The 14,368-nt window shown below is 68.5% G+C and carries 12 protein-coding genes; 5 read left to right on the top strand and 7 right to left on the bottom strand.

All coding sequences use genetic code 11. From position 1 onward, the window contains the following. Nucleotides 1-31: 31 nt before the first annotated feature. Both ACZ7KI_RS01140 and ACZ7KI_RS01135 read right to left on the bottom strand, forming a co-directional pair. Nucleotides 32-229: a hypothetical protein gene (locus ACZ7KI_RS01140; RefSeq protein WP_470271230.1), complete on the bottom strand. Its 198-nt coding sequence runs from the start codon at nt 227-229 to the stop codon at nt 32-34. A 77-nt stretch (nt 230-306) separates the two neighbouring features. Beyond that, on the bottom strand, nt 307-1,020 hold the full coding sequence (locus tag ACZ7KI_RS01135; RefSeq protein ID WP_470271229.1) for a Crp/Fnr family transcriptional regulator: 714 nt from the start codon (nt 1,018-1,020) through the stop codon (nt 307-309). 185 nt (nt 1,021-1,205) lie between these two features. Here ACZ7KI_RS01135 and ACZ7KI_RS01130 point away from each other — a divergent pair, with 185 nt between their 5' ends. Next, on the top strand, nt 1,206-1,616 hold the full coding sequence (locus ACZ7KI_RS01130) for a hypothetical protein (protein ID WP_470271228.1): 411 nt from the start codon (nt 1,206-1,208) through the stop codon (nt 1,614-1,616). A gap of 259 nt (nt 1,617-1,875) precedes the next feature. Further along, a complete protein-coding gene (locus ACZ7KI_RS01125) occupies nt 1,876-4,401 on the top strand; it encodes a phosphocholine-specific phospholipase C (RefSeq protein WP_470271227.1) in 2,526 nt (841 codons plus the stop codon). Between the two features lie 434 nt (nt 4,402-4,835). On the opposite strand, the gene ACZ7KI_RS01120 is transcribed toward ACZ7KI_RS01125, so the two are convergent. Further along, entirely contained in the window at nt 4,836-6,050 is a 1,215-nt protein-coding gene (locus ACZ7KI_RS01120) for a cytochrome P450 (RefSeq protein ID WP_470271226.1), read from the bottom strand. Nucleotides 6,051-6,183: 133 nt separating this feature from the next. On the opposite strand from ACZ7KI_RS01120, the gene ACZ7KI_RS01115 reads away from it, so the two are divergent. Both ACZ7KI_RS01115 and ACZ7KI_RS01110 read left to right on the top strand, forming a co-directional pair. Next, entirely contained in the window at nt 6,184-7,119 is a 936-nt protein-coding gene (locus ACZ7KI_RS01115; protein ID WP_470271225.1) for an ATP-binding cassette domain-containing protein, read from the top strand. 17 nt (nt 7,120-7,136) lie between these two features. Further along, nucleotides 7,137-7,859 (top strand): ABC transporter permease, encoded by a 723-nt coding sequence (locus tag ACZ7KI_RS01110; protein ID WP_470271435.1) that lies wholly within the window; start codon nt 7,137-7,139, stop codon nt 7,857-7,859. On the opposite strand, the gene ACZ7KI_RS01105 is transcribed toward ACZ7KI_RS01110, so the two are convergent. The 3 genes from ACZ7KI_RS01105 to ACZ7KI_RS01095 all read right to left on the bottom strand — a co-directional run bounded on the left by ACZ7KI_RS01105 (nt 7,843) and on the right by ACZ7KI_RS01095 (nt 12,432). Beyond that, a complete protein-coding gene (locus tag ACZ7KI_RS01105; RefSeq protein ID WP_470271224.1) occupies nt 7,843-10,992 on the bottom strand; it encodes an AfsR/SARP family transcriptional regulator in 3,150 nt (1,049 codons plus the stop codon). The genes ACZ7KI_RS01110 and ACZ7KI_RS01105 overlap by 17 nt on opposite strands. 32 nt (nt 10,993-11,024) lie before the next feature. Further along, nucleotides 11,025-11,597 (bottom strand): YbhB/YbcL family Raf kinase inhibitor-like protein, encoded by a 573-nt coding sequence (locus tag ACZ7KI_RS01100; RefSeq protein WP_470271223.1) that lies wholly within the window; start codon nt 11,595-11,597, stop codon nt 11,025-11,027. 121 nt (nt 11,598-11,718) lie between these two features. Further along, nucleotides 11,719-12,432, bottom strand: a complete 714-nt coding sequence (locus ACZ7KI_RS01095) for an NBR1-Ig-like domain-containing protein (protein ID WP_470271222.1) — start codon at nt 12,430-12,432, stop codon at nt 11,719-11,721. 302 nt (nt 12,433-12,734) lie between these two features. Between ACZ7KI_RS01095 and ACZ7KI_RS01090 the strand changes: the two genes are divergently transcribed. Further along, on the top strand, nt 12,735-13,556 hold the full coding sequence (locus ACZ7KI_RS01090) for a peptidoglycan-binding domain-containing protein (RefSeq protein WP_470271221.1): 822 nt from the start codon (nt 12,735-12,737) through the stop codon (nt 13,554-13,556). Nucleotides 13,557-13,629: 73 nt separating this feature from the next. Here ACZ7KI_RS01090 and ACZ7KI_RS01085 read toward each other — a convergent pair whose 3' ends face one another. Then, complete coding sequence (locus ACZ7KI_RS01085; RefSeq protein WP_470271220.1) at nt 13,630-14,310, bottom strand: GbsR/MarR family transcriptional regulator; 681 nt, start codon at nt 14,308-14,310, stop codon at nt 13,630-13,632. Nucleotides 14,311-14,368 lie beyond the last annotated feature (58 nt).

The raw sequence follows: 14,368 nt of genomic DNA, 5'->3' as shown, positions 1-14,368 counted from the left end.
AACGTGGGCCGGCCCTCGGCAGGCGGCGACATCAGTCGATGCGCTCACCGGCCCCGTTGGTCCCGCTTCTGTAGCGTGCGCGGACGTTGGTGGTGCGTTCGACGACGTGGTGCGCCGAATGCCTGAAGGCTTCACTGTCGAGCTCTCGTAACGCGGTGAAAGAGACCGCGTCGAGATCGATCAACGCGGATTCGATGTCCGGTTCCGTGTATGCCGAGAAAGAACTCATCGTGCCGATTCCCTCCACCCCGTGAAACGGTTGCGAGAGTTGAACCTTGACCAGGATAGCCGAGATTTCCCCACCGATCAGTCCTCTTCCGGCGGTGGAGGCCGTCCGGCCGCCAATTCACGCAGCGCGCGGGGCCGGGTGATGGTGACGCGCTGGCGGGCGGTGCGCACCACGCCCAGCCGCCGGAGTTCGTCGAGGCCCCGGATCAGGGTGCTGCGGGAGACGCGGGCGAAGCCTGCCAATTCCCCTTGGTTGAAATGGAGATCGACCTGTTTCTCGTCCGCCGGGTCGAGGTCGTGCTGAAGTGCCAGTTCCAGCAGTACCGCGGCGAGCCGCTGCGGGAAATCCGGTCCGCCGGATTCGAGCCGCAGGCGATCGGATTGCTGCAGCCGGATCGCCGCGGTACGGAAGATCTCCTCGGCGATACGTGGCTGGGCGCGCAGCACACCGAGGAATTTCTCCCTCGGCACGATGAGGGTGTGCACCTCGTCGATCGCCGACATCGTGGCGGAACGGGGGAGTCCGCTGATGGGGGCGATTTCGCCGACGATTTCCGCGGGGCCGCGCGCGGCGAGCGGGGCGTCTTCGCCGCGATAGTTGGTGGCGCTGATCTTCACCCAGCCGCGCAGGACGACGAACATACTGGTGGGCGGGCTGCCCTGGAGGGCGAGGATCTGGCCCGGCTGCCACACCTTCAGGTGACCGGCGTTCCGGAGCGCGGTTTGCTCGGCGGGCGTCAGTCGACGCCAGGTTCCGAGTTCTCCATGCTCACCGGCGGAGGAACCGGTCATCCTTGTCCTCCGGTTCCACGGGAACCGGATCGGCGCTGTGTTCCATTTGACGCATCAGCAACTCCCCCGACTCGTCAGCATGGTCAGTGGGCGGAACGGCCCGGAAGTTTCGCACCGGAATCGGTAATTGTGCCAGGCAAGAGGTGAGTTCACCAGGCCTCGGCCCGGCGGCGGGGGAGGATGTCATGCGTAGTGCCGAAAGTGTGTTGGGACGGCCGAAGGATCATCGCCACGTGGCCGCCGGTCAGAATCCGCGGACACCCAGGGCGGTGGGGCGGAGACCGGCTTTCTTCGCGCCGCATCCGCCGCTGATGTCGGGCGGGTGGTACCAGTGCGACGATCACGAGGTCGTCGGGCCGGGGCGGTATCCGGTTCCGCGCCCGCAGGCCAAGTCCGTCAAGGCGGCTTTGCTGTGGACACTTTTCCTGGGGCCCTTGGGGCTCTGTTACGTGTCACCCATCGGAGGGCTGATCGCGACGGCGGTCTCGGTCACGGCGATCACCTTCGGGGGAGCTTCGCTGATCGCCGTGATCTGGCCGGTCGTCATGGTGCTCTCGCTGGCGGCCTTGCCCCGGCGCACCGAGGACGGGAGATGAGGGACACCGATGCCATCCGGCCGGTTCCGGCCGGATGAGCCGGGTGGGGGCCACTCAAGGGGGGTGGCCCCCACCGCGGGCTCACCCCTCCCGTGGCGGCACCATCCGAAAGTCGCGTCCTTGTGCTCCGATCATGCAGCCCAGTGCCGAAACTCTTGAACCCGAACAGCGGTCTATGTTTCTATCTGCTCGATAGCCGCGCCAAAGGTGCAGTTTCGAACACCTTCGAACGGGTTCAACGCAGTTTCTGGAGGGCTCTGTGCGCCGTCGTACCCTGCTGAAGGCCGCTGGTGCGGCTTCCGCCTTCACCCTGCTCCCGGCGAGCGTCCGGCAGGCGCTCGCCGCCGACGCGCCGACGGGTGGCCTCGACGTCATCGAGCACGTCGTGGTCTTCATGCAGGAGAACCGGTCTTTCGACCATTACCTGGGGACACTGCGCGGTGTCCGTGGCTTCAACGATCCGGCCGCGATCAAACTGCCTTCGGGGGCGTCGGTCTTCCAGCAGCCCGACGGCGCGGGCACCCTGCTGCCGTACGCGATCGACGACCAGTTCATGGCCGACGTCGACCACAGCTGGTCCGGCGGGCACCGGGCGTGGAACAAGGGCCGTCACGACGCGTGGCGCGCGGCCAAGGGCGTGCGCTCGCTGACCTATCACACGCGGTCGGCGCTGCGGTTCTACCACGAGCTGGCCGACGCCTTCACCGTCTGCGACGCCTACCACTGCTCGGAAATGGGCCCTACCAATCCGAACCGGATGTACCTGTTCACCGGAAAACTCGGGTACGAGCCGGACGGTACGACCCGCGCCATCGGCAACGCCGCCTGGCAGAACCCCGGGCACACCGGCTACACCTGGAAGACCTACGCCGAGCGGCTGAAGGCCGCGGGACGCAGCTGGCGGGTCTATCAGGAATGGGACAACTACGGCGACAATTCGCTGGACTACTTCAGCAGTTTCCTGGCCGTCGGCACCAAGGCGCTGTCGAAGGTGAAGGACTCCGCGGGCAAGGCGTTTCCGAAGCTGGAGTACTTCTACTACGCGCTGGACTCGGCTTCGGCCGCGGAGCGGACCCGGTTGCTCGACGGACTGGCGGCCGGCGTGGCGACCCTGACCGCCGCCGAACGTGCCCTCTACGACCGCGGTCTCGCCAGGGTCGCGCCGAAGCAGTTGCCGATCGCCTTCAAAAGCGATGTCGACGCGGGCAAGCTGCCGTCGGTGTCCTGGATCGTCGCGCCGGAAGCGCAGACCGAACATCCCGCGTGGGGTCCCAACACCGGCGCGGACCTGGTCAAGTCGATCCTCGACACGATCGCCTCCAAACCCGAGGTGTGGAACAAGACGCTGTTCCTGCTGACCTACGACGAGGACGGCGGCTTCTTCGACCACATGCCACCGCCCGCGCCGCCCGCGTCCGATTCGGAGGGCAAGAGTTCCGTCGCCACGACCGACGAATTCGTCTCCGGTGAGCCCATCGGGCTGGGCGTGCGCGTGCCGATGTTCGTCATCTCGCCGTGGAGCCGGGGCGGGAAGGTGTGCTCGGAGGTCTTCGACCACACCTCCGTGCTGCGGTTCCTGGAACGGTGGAGTGGCGTCGGCGAACCGAACATCTCGCCGTGGCGGCGCGCCGTCTGCGGTGATCTGACTTCGGCGCTGGACACCACGGCCCCGAGTGCAACCTATCCGGCGCTGACCAAACCGGTGCCGACGAGCGGGCCGTGGAACACCCAGCCACAGCCGCCCTCCGTGCAGAAGCCGCCCGTGCCGGAGAGTGGCGTGCGGACCGCCCGGCCGTTGCCCTATCAGGTGACGGCGTCGGGACGTGTGACCCCAGAGCGGTTCTGGATCGACTTCGCCAACACCGGATCCGCGGGCGCGCATTTCTACGTCTACGCCACCGCGTACCGGACGGACGGGCCCTGGCGGTACACCGTCGGCGCGGGCGCGACGCTCTCGGACTACTGGCAGGTGGGCACCCCGGACGGCGCGTACGACCTCACCACGCACGGCCCCAACGGTTTCCTGCGCCGGTTCGCGGGCAACCGGATCACCGCGACCACCGCGGGCAAACCGAATCCGGAAGTCATGCTGCGGCAGGGTTCCGGCGTCGTGTACCTGAAGATGACCAACAGCGGTGGCGCCGCTTGCGAGCTGACCGTGCGCACCGGAAACCGGGGCGGCGGGCCGTGGAAGTACGCGGTCGCTCCCGGCGCGACGGTCGAGGATTGGTTCAGCACCGAAAGCGGCATGGGCGGCTGGTACGACCTCACCGCCCAGGGGCCCGACGGTTTCGTGCGCCGGTTCGCGGGCCACGTCGAGACGGGCGCCGAGACCATCAGCGACCCGGTCATGGGCTCCGGGCCGCTCCCGGCCGCCGTCCGCTCGGCCGACAGCCAGGAGACCGTGGGGGAGTCAGGTGCCGCAACGAACGCCGTCGACGGCAATTCCGCGACCCATTGGCACACCAAGTGGTCGGATCCCTTGCCCCACGAGCTGCAGCTCGATCTGGGCGCCGCCCGTACCGTCACCGGCCTGACCTATCTTCCGCGCCAGGACGGCTCCGACCACGGCCGCATCGGCGGCTACGAGGTCTACCTGAGCGCCGACGGTTCGGCCTGGGGGAGCCCGGTCGCCACCGGAACCTTCCCCGACGACGCGGCCCTGAAAACCCTGCGGTTCTGGCCGACCCGGGCCCGCTACGTCCGCCTGCGCGCGCTCACCGAGGCAGGCGGACGGGGGCCGTGGACGTCCGCGGCGGAGGTCGTCGCGCTGGGCTGGAGTTGACCTGAATTCCTTGGCCCAAGGGAAAGCGTCCATGAAGGAATTGGGACATTGAGTGATGCTGTTGGTTTATTCGGGTTCGGGCGGTTTCGCGTGATCAGACGGAGGACACGCGTGTCTGGACGGACGGCACGCGTGCAGCCGGGTTCCGCCGCGTGTCGTCTGTCTGGACACAGGTGCCCTCCGTCTGATCACGCGTGTCGTCCCTTCAAGCACACGAGATCGCCATCCGATCACGCAGGTCCTCCCTCAGAGCGCGCGACGACCAGGGGATCCTGCGCTCAACACGAATAAACCAACAGCATCATTGAGTGTCCCGATTCCTTCATGGACAAACCCGGATCGATCTGCCCTCATTCGGTCGACTGCCCACTCTCGCCGGGCATGTCACCAATGTGGCTTTCAGGACACCACGTCATCACCACTCACGTACCAACCTACGCCCAGGTGACGGGCAATTCGTGGACGCCGTAGATGTTCATGTCCGTCTTGAGCTTCACCTCGTCGGCGCCCACGGCGAGCTTGAGGTTCGGGAAGCGGCGTAGCAGTCCCTCGAAACCCGCGCGCATCTCGATCCGCGACAGCTGCTGGCCGAGGCACTGGTGGATGCCGTGGCCGAAGGACAGGAGGCCGCGGGCGTTGCGGCGGATGTCCAAGGTGTCGGGGTTCTCGAAGCGTCGCGGGTCGTGGTTGGCGGCCAGCAGCGAGATGATGACGGTCGAACCCTCGCGGATCGTTTCGTCGCCGAGTTCGATGTCTTCCGTGGCGTAGCGGAAGAAGATGTCGGCGACGGACAGGTAGCGGAGCAGTTCTTCGACGGCGCCGGGCAGCAGTTCCGCGTCGGCACGCAGTTCGGCCAGCTGCTCGGGGTGTTCGAGGAGCGCGAAGGTGCCCAGCGCGAGCATGTTCGCGGTGGTCTCGTGGCCCGCGAGCAGCAGAAGGAAGGCGGCGCCCGCCAGCTCCTCGATGGTGAGGTCTTCGTGGCGGCCGAGGTCGGACAGGATGTCGTCCTCCGGCGTCTCGCGTTTGCGCGTGACCAATTCGGTGAGGAAGGTGTTCATCCCGATGAACGCGGCCATTTTCTCTTCCAGCGTCTGGTCACGCACCATGAGCTGGGCGGAGTTGGCCTGGAAGTTCTCCCGGTCCTCGTAGGGGACGCCGAGCAGTTCGCAGATCACCAGCGACGGCACCGGCAGCGCGAACTCCTTGACCAGGTCGACCGGCGGGACGAGGTTCGCCATGGCGTCCAGCTGCCGCTCGGTGATCTCGACGATGTGCTCTTCGAGCTGCTTCATCCGCTTCACGGTGAAGGCGCCGGTGAGCCGCTTCCGCAACCGTCCGTGGTCCGGCGGGTCCATGGCGACGAACATGCCGGGCATCGGCGGGGACGGTTCGGTCGGGGCGGGCATGCCCGGCGTCTCGTACGGCATGTGGAGGACGCCGATGTCCTGGCGGGAGCTGAACCGGGTGTCGGCCATCATCTGCCGCACCTCTTCGTAACCGGTGACGAGCCAACCTTCGTGACCGTCGGGGAAGACCATGGGACTCACCGGGCGGGCGTCGCGCAGCCGCGTGATCTCGCGGGGCGGGTCGAAGGGACCCGCGTCGCGCTGCATGGGGAGGCCTTGCGGGACGGGAACCGGCTGAGTCATCGGGACGCCTTTCGTGGTGGTTGTGCGGGCAACGATCACCGATCGGGCTGACACCGGCCTGACACCGCGCTGACACAGCCCGTGTCAGCGGCGTGGCGGAGGCGTGTCAGCACGGCCGCCCAAAGTGGCTCCCATGACAGAAACAGCGATCGCGGTCTCCGGACTGCGCAAGACCTTCGGAGACAAGGTCGTGCTCGACGGTATCGACCTCGATGTCCGGGCCGGCACCATTTTCTCCCTGCTCGGCCCGAACGGCGCCGGCAAGACGACGACGGTGAACCTGCTGACCACCTTGATGAAGGCCGACGGCGGGACCGCGAGGGTCGCCGGGCACGACATCGTGGCCGAGGCCAAGGCGGTGCGGGCGGCGATCGGCGTCACCGGCCAGTTCGCGGCGGTGGACGAGCTGCTCACCGGGCGGGAGAACCTGCAGCTGATGGTGGACCTGAGCCGGGGCTCCACCGGTGGCAAGCGGGTCGTCGACGAGCTGCTGGAACGCTTCGACCTGGTGGAATCGGCCCGCAAGCCGGCCTCGACCTATTCCGGCGGCATGCGGCGGAAACTGGATCTGGCGATGACGCTCGTCGGCGATCCGCGGATCATCTTCCTCGACGAGCCGACCACGGGACTGGACCCGCGCAGCCGTCGCACGATGTGGTCGATCATCCGCGAACTGGTCGCCGACGGCGTGACCATCTTCCTCACCACCCAGTACCTCGAGGAAGCCGATCAGCTCGCCGACCGGATCGCGGTCCTCGACCAGGGCCGCCTGGTCGCCAAGGGCACTCCCGACGAGCTCAAGCGCCAGATGCCGGGGACGCACGTCCGGCTCCGGTTCGCCACCGTCGCCGAACTCGACGCGGCGGCGCGGATCTTCCCCGACGCCACGCGGGACGACGAGACGCTGGCCCTGCGGGTGCCCAGCGACGGCGGGACGAAGTCCCTGCGGTCCCTGCTCGACCGGCTCGACGAGTACTCGATCGGCGCCGAAGAGTTCTCCGTCCACACCCCTGATCTCGATGACGTTTTCCTCGCCCTGACGGGCCACAACACGGAGGCCGTAAAGTGACCACCCCCTCGATCGTGATGCTGCGCCGCAACTTCAAGCACATCACCCGCAATCCGACCTCGGTGTTCAACGCCGTCCTGATGCCGGTCGTCATGATGCTGATGTTCGTCTACGTCTTCGGCGACGCGTTCAGCGTCGGCGTCGACTACATCGACTACGCGACGCCGGGATTGATGCTGCTGGCCGTCTGCTACGGCCTCGGTGCCACCGCGACCGCGGTGAACTCCGACATGACGAAGGGCATCATCAACCGGTTCAAGGTCATGGACGTCTCCCGCGGCGCGGTGCTGACCGGGCACGTCGTGGCGAGTGTGCTGACCAACCTGGTCGCCATCGTGGCGCTTGTCGGTGTGGCCTTCCTGCTGGGTTTCGCCCCGTCCGCGAGCTTCCTCGACTGGCTCGGCGTGCTCGGTGTCGTCGTGCTCCTCGGTGTCGCGGCCGGCTGGCTCACGGTCGCGCTGGGTCTCGCGGCGAAGTCGCCGGAAACCGCGGGCATGGCGTCCGTGCCGCTGGTCATGCTGCCGTTCTTCAGCAGCGCGATCGTGCCGGCGGAGAAGATGGGGCCCGGACTCCGTGAGTTCGCGGAGTACCAGCCCTTCACCCCGATCATCGAGACCCTGCGCGGGCTCCTCAACGGCGCACCGGCCGCCGGTGACGTGATCCCCGCACTCGCGTGGAGCGTCGGGATCGCGCTCGTCGGGTACCTGTGGGCGTCTTCCACCTTCAAGAAGCGAGCGTGACCTCGGCCAACGTGGTCCAGCTCGTCCGCGCCCCCTCCTGCGCCGCCTCCGCGAACTTCGCTTCGCCGAGGCGGCGCAGCGTCGTCTGCTCGATCCTGGCCACGTCCGGGTGGGCACGATCCGGCAGCCCGCGCAGTTCGTCGGCCGCCCCCAGCAGCCGCGCGGCCTGCTCGGGCTCGTCGCGGCGCAGCGCCAGGTCGGCGACCCCGACGAGGATCTGCGCGATCAGGGGCAGGAACTGCGTCTCGGTCGCCGCCTGGCAGGCCGCCTCGCGATGCTTGCGGGCCTCGTCTAGATCGTCGGCCAGGTAGCCCAGCAGGTCGTGCGTGATGGCGCGGACATGCCCCAGATCCGCTTCGGCCCCCATCACGGTCGTCGCGATGCCGAGTTGCCGCGATGCTTCTTCGGCTTCACCGCGCCAGTGGGCGAGTTCCGCCCGCGCGAGGGCCAGCATGCCGAGCGTGCCCGGCCAGGTGACCTGTTCCGCGTACCGCATCGCCTCGGCACCGGCGGCCGCGCTGGCGTCCTCGTCACCCCGCAGCCAATACAGCTGGGCGAGCCGCGAGCGCAGCCGGATGAGGTCCTCGACGGATCCGACCTCGGTCACGACCGTGACCGCCTGTTCGTAGTACTCGCACGCGCTGGCGAACTCGCCGCGCATCGCCATCCGGTCGGCCAGCTCGGTCAGCGCGAACGAGATGCCGAACCGCTCGCCGAGCGCCCGGAACTCGGTGAGCGCCTGTTCGAGATAGGTCTCCGCCTCCCGGCCGGGATGACCGAGCGCGATCCGCATCTTGCCGAGGTGCAACCTGGCCAGCGCGCGGACCCAGGGGTCTTCGTCGGCCAGTACCGGTTCCCACGCGACCAACGCGTCCGACCCGGTCAGCATGCGTTCCAGCGGGACGACGAGCCCCGTCAGCGGGTGTTTCGTCTCGGCGCTCTGGCTGAGCCGGTACGACTCGTGGATCCACTTCGCGGCGGTGTTCTCGTCGGCGTAGCCGGAGCTCACGAACAGCGAGACGAGCCCGTACACCACGGCTCCGACCCCGTCGGCCACCTCACCGGGGAGGTCGACGGCCGCGGAGACCAGCTCCATGCCTTCGGTCCGGTGCCCGCCGAGCCACCAGTACCAGCCGCAGGCGGCCGCGAGCCGCATCGCCTCGGGCGCCTCGCCCGCCGCGAGCGCGCCGCGCATCGCGGAACTGATGTTGTCTTGTTCGGCATTGAGTTTGGCGAGCCACTCCAGCTGCTCGGCACGGCGAAGCATCGGCTCCGCGGCCTCGGCGAGTTCGGTGAAATAGGCGAGATGCGCGTGGCGCGCCAGTACCGTTTCGCCTGCCTCGGCGAGCCGCTGCTCGGCGTATTCCTTGATGGTGCCGAGCATCCGGTAGCGCGGTGCCTCGTCGCCCGCGGCGACCAGCAGCGATTTTTCGGTCAGCGCGGTGAGCAGCTCGAGTACCTCGTACTGCTCGACGGCCTCGCCGACGCAGACCCGCTCGGCCGCCTCCAGGCTCGCGCCGCCCGAGAACACCGAGAGACGGCACAGGACCGTCCGTTCGGCGTCGGTCAGCAGTTCCCAGCTCCAGTCGACCATCGCGCGTAGCGTCCGGTGCCGGGGCAGCGCGGTCCGGCTGCCGCCGGTCAGCAGGCGGAACCGGTCGTCGAGCCGGTTGGCGAGCTGATCGATGGACATGGTGCGCAACCTGGCCGCGGCCAGCTCGATCGCCAGCGGCATCCCGTCCAGTACCCGGCAGACGCGCGCCATCGTCGCCAACGTGTTCTCGTCGGCCACGAAATCCTTGCGCACCACGCTCGCCCGGTCCTTCAGCAGCCGGACGGCGGGGGAGGACTCGATCTCACCGGGATCGGCGTGCCGATCCGGCAGGGCCAGCGGGACGACGTGCCACAGTGCCTCACCGGTGATGCCGAGCGGTTCCCGGCTCGTCGCGAGGATCCGCAGCCGTCGGCATTCCCCGAGCACACGATGGGCGAAGGCCGCGGCCGATTCGATCACGTGCTCGCAGTTGTCCAGGATCAGCAGTACTTCGCGGTCGCGGATCGCGGCGACGACGCGGCCGGTCGGCTCGGGGTTCGGGTTGTCGGCGAGCAGCGGGTCCCGCAGGCTGAGCGCGGCGAGCGTCGCCTGCGCGATGTTGTTCCCGTCAGGCCGTCCTGTGCCGCTTTCGGCGCCGATGGCCGCGAGCTCCACCAGCCAGGCCCCGTCCGGGACACCACCGAGCAGGGTGCGCACGGTTTCGGTGGCGAGCCTGGTCTTTCCCGAACCGCCCGGCCCGATCAGGGTGGTGAGCCGGTGCTCGGCGACGAGATCGCGTACGGCGGCGACATCGGCGTCCTTGCCGACGAAGCTGGTCAGTTCGGCGCGCACGTTGGTCTTGCGGTTCTCCTCCCGCCGTCCCAGTTCGCCGCGCAGCAGCGCGACGTGCACCGCGGACAGCTCCGGCGAGGGATCGACACCCAGCGCGTCGGCCAAGGCTTCCCGCGTGCGCTGGTAGACGAGCAGCGCCTCGGTGTCGCGTCCGGTCGCGGCGAGTGCCCGCATCAGCGCGGCGACGAGCCGCTCGCGCAGCGGATGCGCGGCCACCAGGTCGGTCAGTTCCGTGACCACCTCCGCGCTGTGGCCGAGGTCGATCTCCGCGTCGAACCGATCCTCCAAGGCCGTCAGGCGCAGCCCTTCGAGCCGGGTGACCGCCGCGTCGAACGCGCCGCTGTCCGGCAGGCCGACGTCCTGCATGGCCGCGCCGCGCCACAGGGCGAGAGCCTCACGCAGCCGCCGCGGCTCCGCGTCACCGCGGACATGGCCGATGAGGCGTTCGAACCGCACCGCGTCGACGTCGTCGGGCGCCACCTTCAGCCGGTAGCCGTCGGTCTGCCCCTCGACGACGCCGTCCGGCAGTACCTTCCGGAGGCGGGAAACCAAGCGCTGCAAGGCGTTCGTCGCGTCGGCGGGGGGCTGTTCGCCCCAGATCCAGTCGACGAGGGTGGCCTTCGGGACCACCCGCCCCGGTTCGAGCGCCAGCGCGATCAACAGCCCGCGCAGCCGGGCGCCCGGGACGTCGGCGAGGCCGCCGTCGTCCGTGCGAACCTCGAAGGGGCCCAGCATCCCGATCTGCATTGCGCCGATTTTGCCACGATGATCGGCCGGTCTTACGACTTACCGCTGATCCTGGCCGAACCGACCGAGGCGGCGGCGATCGCCCTGGCCGCGGTCTGGGTCGACGAACCGGAGTTCAGGCTGGTCAGCGACGTCCGGTCGAGGGCGTGCACGACGAACTCGTAGGTGTTCACCGTCGACGGCGAGCACGGTCCCTGGTAGCCGTAGAGGCTCGCGCTCCCGCGGTAGTAGACCTGCCTGGCGCCCGCGGGGACCGGAGGACGGTAGACGTGCTGGACGTTCTGGGGGAGGGAGGCCGTGCTCACCGGGATGTCGTAGATGACCCAGTGGATGAGGTTGGCGTTGCTGAGGTCGCGCATGACGAGCGCGTAGCTCTTCGCGGCGGTGGGGGCACCCGACCAGGCCAGCGGCGGGGACTCGTTCTTCTTGGCGGGGTCGTTGCCGCCGCCGCTGGTGCACTCGTGGACCTTGGGGATGACGCCGCCGTCGGCGAACGCGGCGCTGGACAAGGTGAACGCGCTTTGGTCCGCTGCCGCCGTGGCAGGCGAAACGGCGAACAGGCCGGTGAAGAGCAAGGCGCGGAACACGATTCTCGTGCTTCTCATCGGAGACTCCCGAGGCAGTGGTGATTCCCGTGCGCCCGATTCAGCGTAGGCAGCCGGGAATCCGGCGGCTAGCGCACTTTCCCCGCCGATCGAGGTGTTTTCGCCGGTTCCCGGCCGCGGCTCAGGCGCGGACGAGGACGGAGAAGTAGATCGGTTTGTTGGCGGGGAACAGTTCCCGGTCCTGTTCGTCGACCATCTTCCAGAAGATCTTGCAGTCGACGGGCGCGGTCGGCGGAGTGCTCACGGTGACCGTCACCTGCACGTTCCCCTGCGGGGCGGTGTCGTTGACCGGGATCCGGTCCGGGGTGCGGCAGGTGCCGGGCGCGACCGGGAGGTCGGTGCGGCGCAGATACCGCTTCCGCCATTCGACCGTGCCGGTGTTCTTGATCTCCCACACCTTCACGAACTGGGTGCCCGGTTTGACGACGGTCTCGTCGGGGATGGTCACGTCGGCGATGAACTTGCTCGAGTCGCCGGGATGCGGCGGTCCGGCCGCTTCCCGCCCGGCGGGCAGCAGGATGACCACGACGGCGACGACCGCGGCGACGAGGACGAGGGCGAGCGGGATCAGGACACGGTTGGACCGCCATCGCGGAGCGGGGTCCGGTTCACGGTCGGCGGCGAGCACGAGCTGGACGCCTTGCCATCTCGCGTGCCACTCCTCCTCGTCACCGTCGCAGGCGCGGACGAATTCCCGGACCGTCTCCCACGGCTGGAGCCGTTTGCCGGTGACGGTGAGATGCAGGGTCGCGTGGGACACCGCGCCGGACTTCGCGGCCATCTTCCGGAACGACGGTTCCCCGGCCCGCGTGCGCAGCTTCCGAAGCTCGTCCATGAAGGCTTCCAGCTCCGGTGCCCGTTCCTCTGTTCGCGGTTCCGACACGCTTCCCCTCGCGATCGTGTCCGATGTGACAACGATTTTCGTCACTCTGCGCGGCCAGGTGACTATATCGCGAACGGTGTCCGGATCGCCGTGCCCACCAGCGGCATCGCCCTGGCCGGAGCCCTGTCAAACGCTGTCAACCTGCGCTTTTTGACGTCAGACGTTCTGTACAGGCGGTTCCGGCTGACACCGCTTTCGGGCCAGTGTCGAACACGAGCTGTTCACAGGGAGCAGCACCGAGTGAAGGAGCAGACATGCGCAAGGTGGCAACCGCCGCGATGTTCACCGCTCTGTCCGGAGCCGCGCTCATGGGGATCACGGCGGGACAGCCCGCGGTGGCCGCGCCGACGGTCAACATGGAGGCCGTGGTCAAGGCGGCCATGTGGGATCCGTACAAGTCCGACCAGTCGATCACGCCCGGCTCCGGTCCGAGCGTCAAGGCCGTCGAAGAGGCGCTGGCGGCGAAGAACCTGCTCGACAAGAAGCAGGTCGACGGCCACTTCGGCACGTCGACGGTGACCGCGTACGCGAAGTACCAGAAGTCGCTGGGGCACAGCGGGCTCGCCGCCAGCGGGCTGCCCGGCAAAGGCACGCTGACCGACCTGGGCAAGGGCCGCTACACCGTGACCGCGCCGATCAGCGTCGGCTCGAAGACCACCGAGGACGGCAAGACGGTCAACAAGCGCACCGCCGACATGCTCGCGGCCGCGGAGAAGAAGGCCGGGGTCAAGTTCACCGTCACCCAGGGTTCGTACAACGCCGGCGGGGTCGGTGCCTCGGGCGGGACGCACGACGGTGGCGGCGCCGTCGACATCTCGGTCAACAACATCTCGAACAAGACCGCCGCGGTGAAGACGCTGCGTGAGGTCGGCTTCGCCGCGTGGCACCGCACGCCGAGCCAGGGCAACTGGGCGGAGCACATCCACGGCATCGCGATCAGCGACACCGACATGTCGCCGCAGGCCCAGGCGCAGGCCGGTGACTACTTCAAGGGGCTGAACGGGCTGGCGAGCCACGCCAAGGACGACGGTCCCCAGGTCAAGAAGGTGACCTGGGAGGAATTCAAGCGCGGATGACCGCTTGAGAGGCGCGTGCCGTGAAGGCCTCCTTCACTACTTTCAGGGTAGGGAAGGAGGCCTTCACGGACTTTCAGGGGAGAGACCGCCGCCAGTGTTCGGCAGCCGCGCTCATGTCCTGGTGCAGAGACCGGAAGAACCGGCTGGTGTCGGCCAACCGGGCACCCGCCGGGCCGTCGACCAGCCCCGCACCCCGCCGGGTGAGCTCCGCCCACCTGGTCATCGAGTCGAGACTGGCCTGCCAGGCCCGATAGCCGAACTGGTCGTCGATGACGTACCGCTGCCGCCTGCCGTCGCGTTCGCGGGCGATCAGGCCGCGCTGTTCGAGCCAGCCGACGGCCTTGGAGACCGACGCCGGGCTGACTTCCAGGCGCGCGACGAGTTCGACGGCGGTACCGCTGCCGGTGTCGCTGGTGAACAGGCAGGCCAGGACCCTGGCCATCATCGGCGGCACCCCGGTCCCGGCCATCATCTCGGCGAACTCGCGTTCGAAGTCGCGCAATGCCTCCGGGGTGCGCACATCCGGGTCGGCGTGGACGGGCGGGCCGGGGGCGCGGCGGCGTGCCCGCCACCGGGTCGCCTGCTGTGCCTGGTTGGCCCGGTAGCGGTGGGCACCGCCGTTGCGCGCGACCTCGCGGATGATCGTCGACTTGGGGCGGGCCATCCGGCGGGCGATCTCGGCGTAGGTGAGCCCGGCCGTCAGTCCTGAAGCGATCTGCCCGCGCTCGTCGTAGGTCAGGCGGTTTCCCGGCACCCGTCCTCCAGCGTCGGTGCATTCAGCTCCATGGTCATTGCATCGATTGTAGGTCCGC

It is taken from the genome of Amycolatopsis sp. NPDC039088, from assembly GCF_055598845.1.
The sequence above is the reverse complement of the archived record's forward strand: the minus strand, read 5'-3'. Positions and strand labels throughout refer to the sequence as shown.

Excerpts from the sequence above, each read along its gene's own strand:
- ACZ7KI_RS01140 (WP_470271230.1), bottom strand. The coding sequence starts at position 229 with ATGAGTTCTTTCTCGGCATACACGGAACCGGACATCGAATCCGCGTTG.
- ACZ7KI_RS01135 (WP_470271229.1), bottom strand. The coding sequence starts at position 1,020 with ATGACCGGTTCCTCCGCCGGTGAGCATGGAGAACTCGGAACCTGGCGT.
- ACZ7KI_RS01130 (WP_470271228.1), top strand. The coding sequence starts at position 1,206 with ATGCGTAGTGCCGAAAGTGTGTTGGGACGGCCGAAGGATCATCGCCAC.
- ACZ7KI_RS01120 (WP_470271226.1), bottom strand. The coding sequence starts at position 6,050 with ATGACTCAGCCGGTTCCCGTCCCGCAAGGCCTCCCCATGCAGCGCGAC.
- ACZ7KI_RS01115 (WP_470271225.1), top strand. The coding sequence starts at position 6,184 with ATGACAGAAACAGCGATCGCGGTCTCCGGACTGCGCAAGACCTTCGGA.
- ACZ7KI_RS01110 (WP_470271435.1), top strand. The coding sequence starts at position 7,137 with ATGCTGCGCCGCAACTTCAAGCACATCACCCGCAATCCGACCTCGGTG.
- ACZ7KI_RS01105 (WP_470271224.1), bottom strand. The coding sequence starts at position 10,992 with ATGCAGATCGGGATGCTGGGCCCCTTCGAGGTTCGCACGGACGACGGC.
- ACZ7KI_RS01100 (WP_470271223.1), bottom strand. The coding sequence starts at position 11,597 with ATGAGAAGCACGAGAATCGTGTTCCGCGCCTTGCTCTTCACCGGCCTG.
- ACZ7KI_RS01095 (WP_470271222.1), bottom strand. The coding sequence starts at position 12,432 with ATGGACGAGCTTCGGAAGCTGCGCACGCGGGCCGGGGAACCGTCGTTC.
- ACZ7KI_RS01090 (WP_470271221.1), top strand. The coding sequence starts at position 12,735 with ATGCGCAAGGTGGCAACCGCCGCGATGTTCACCGCTCTGTCCGGAGCC.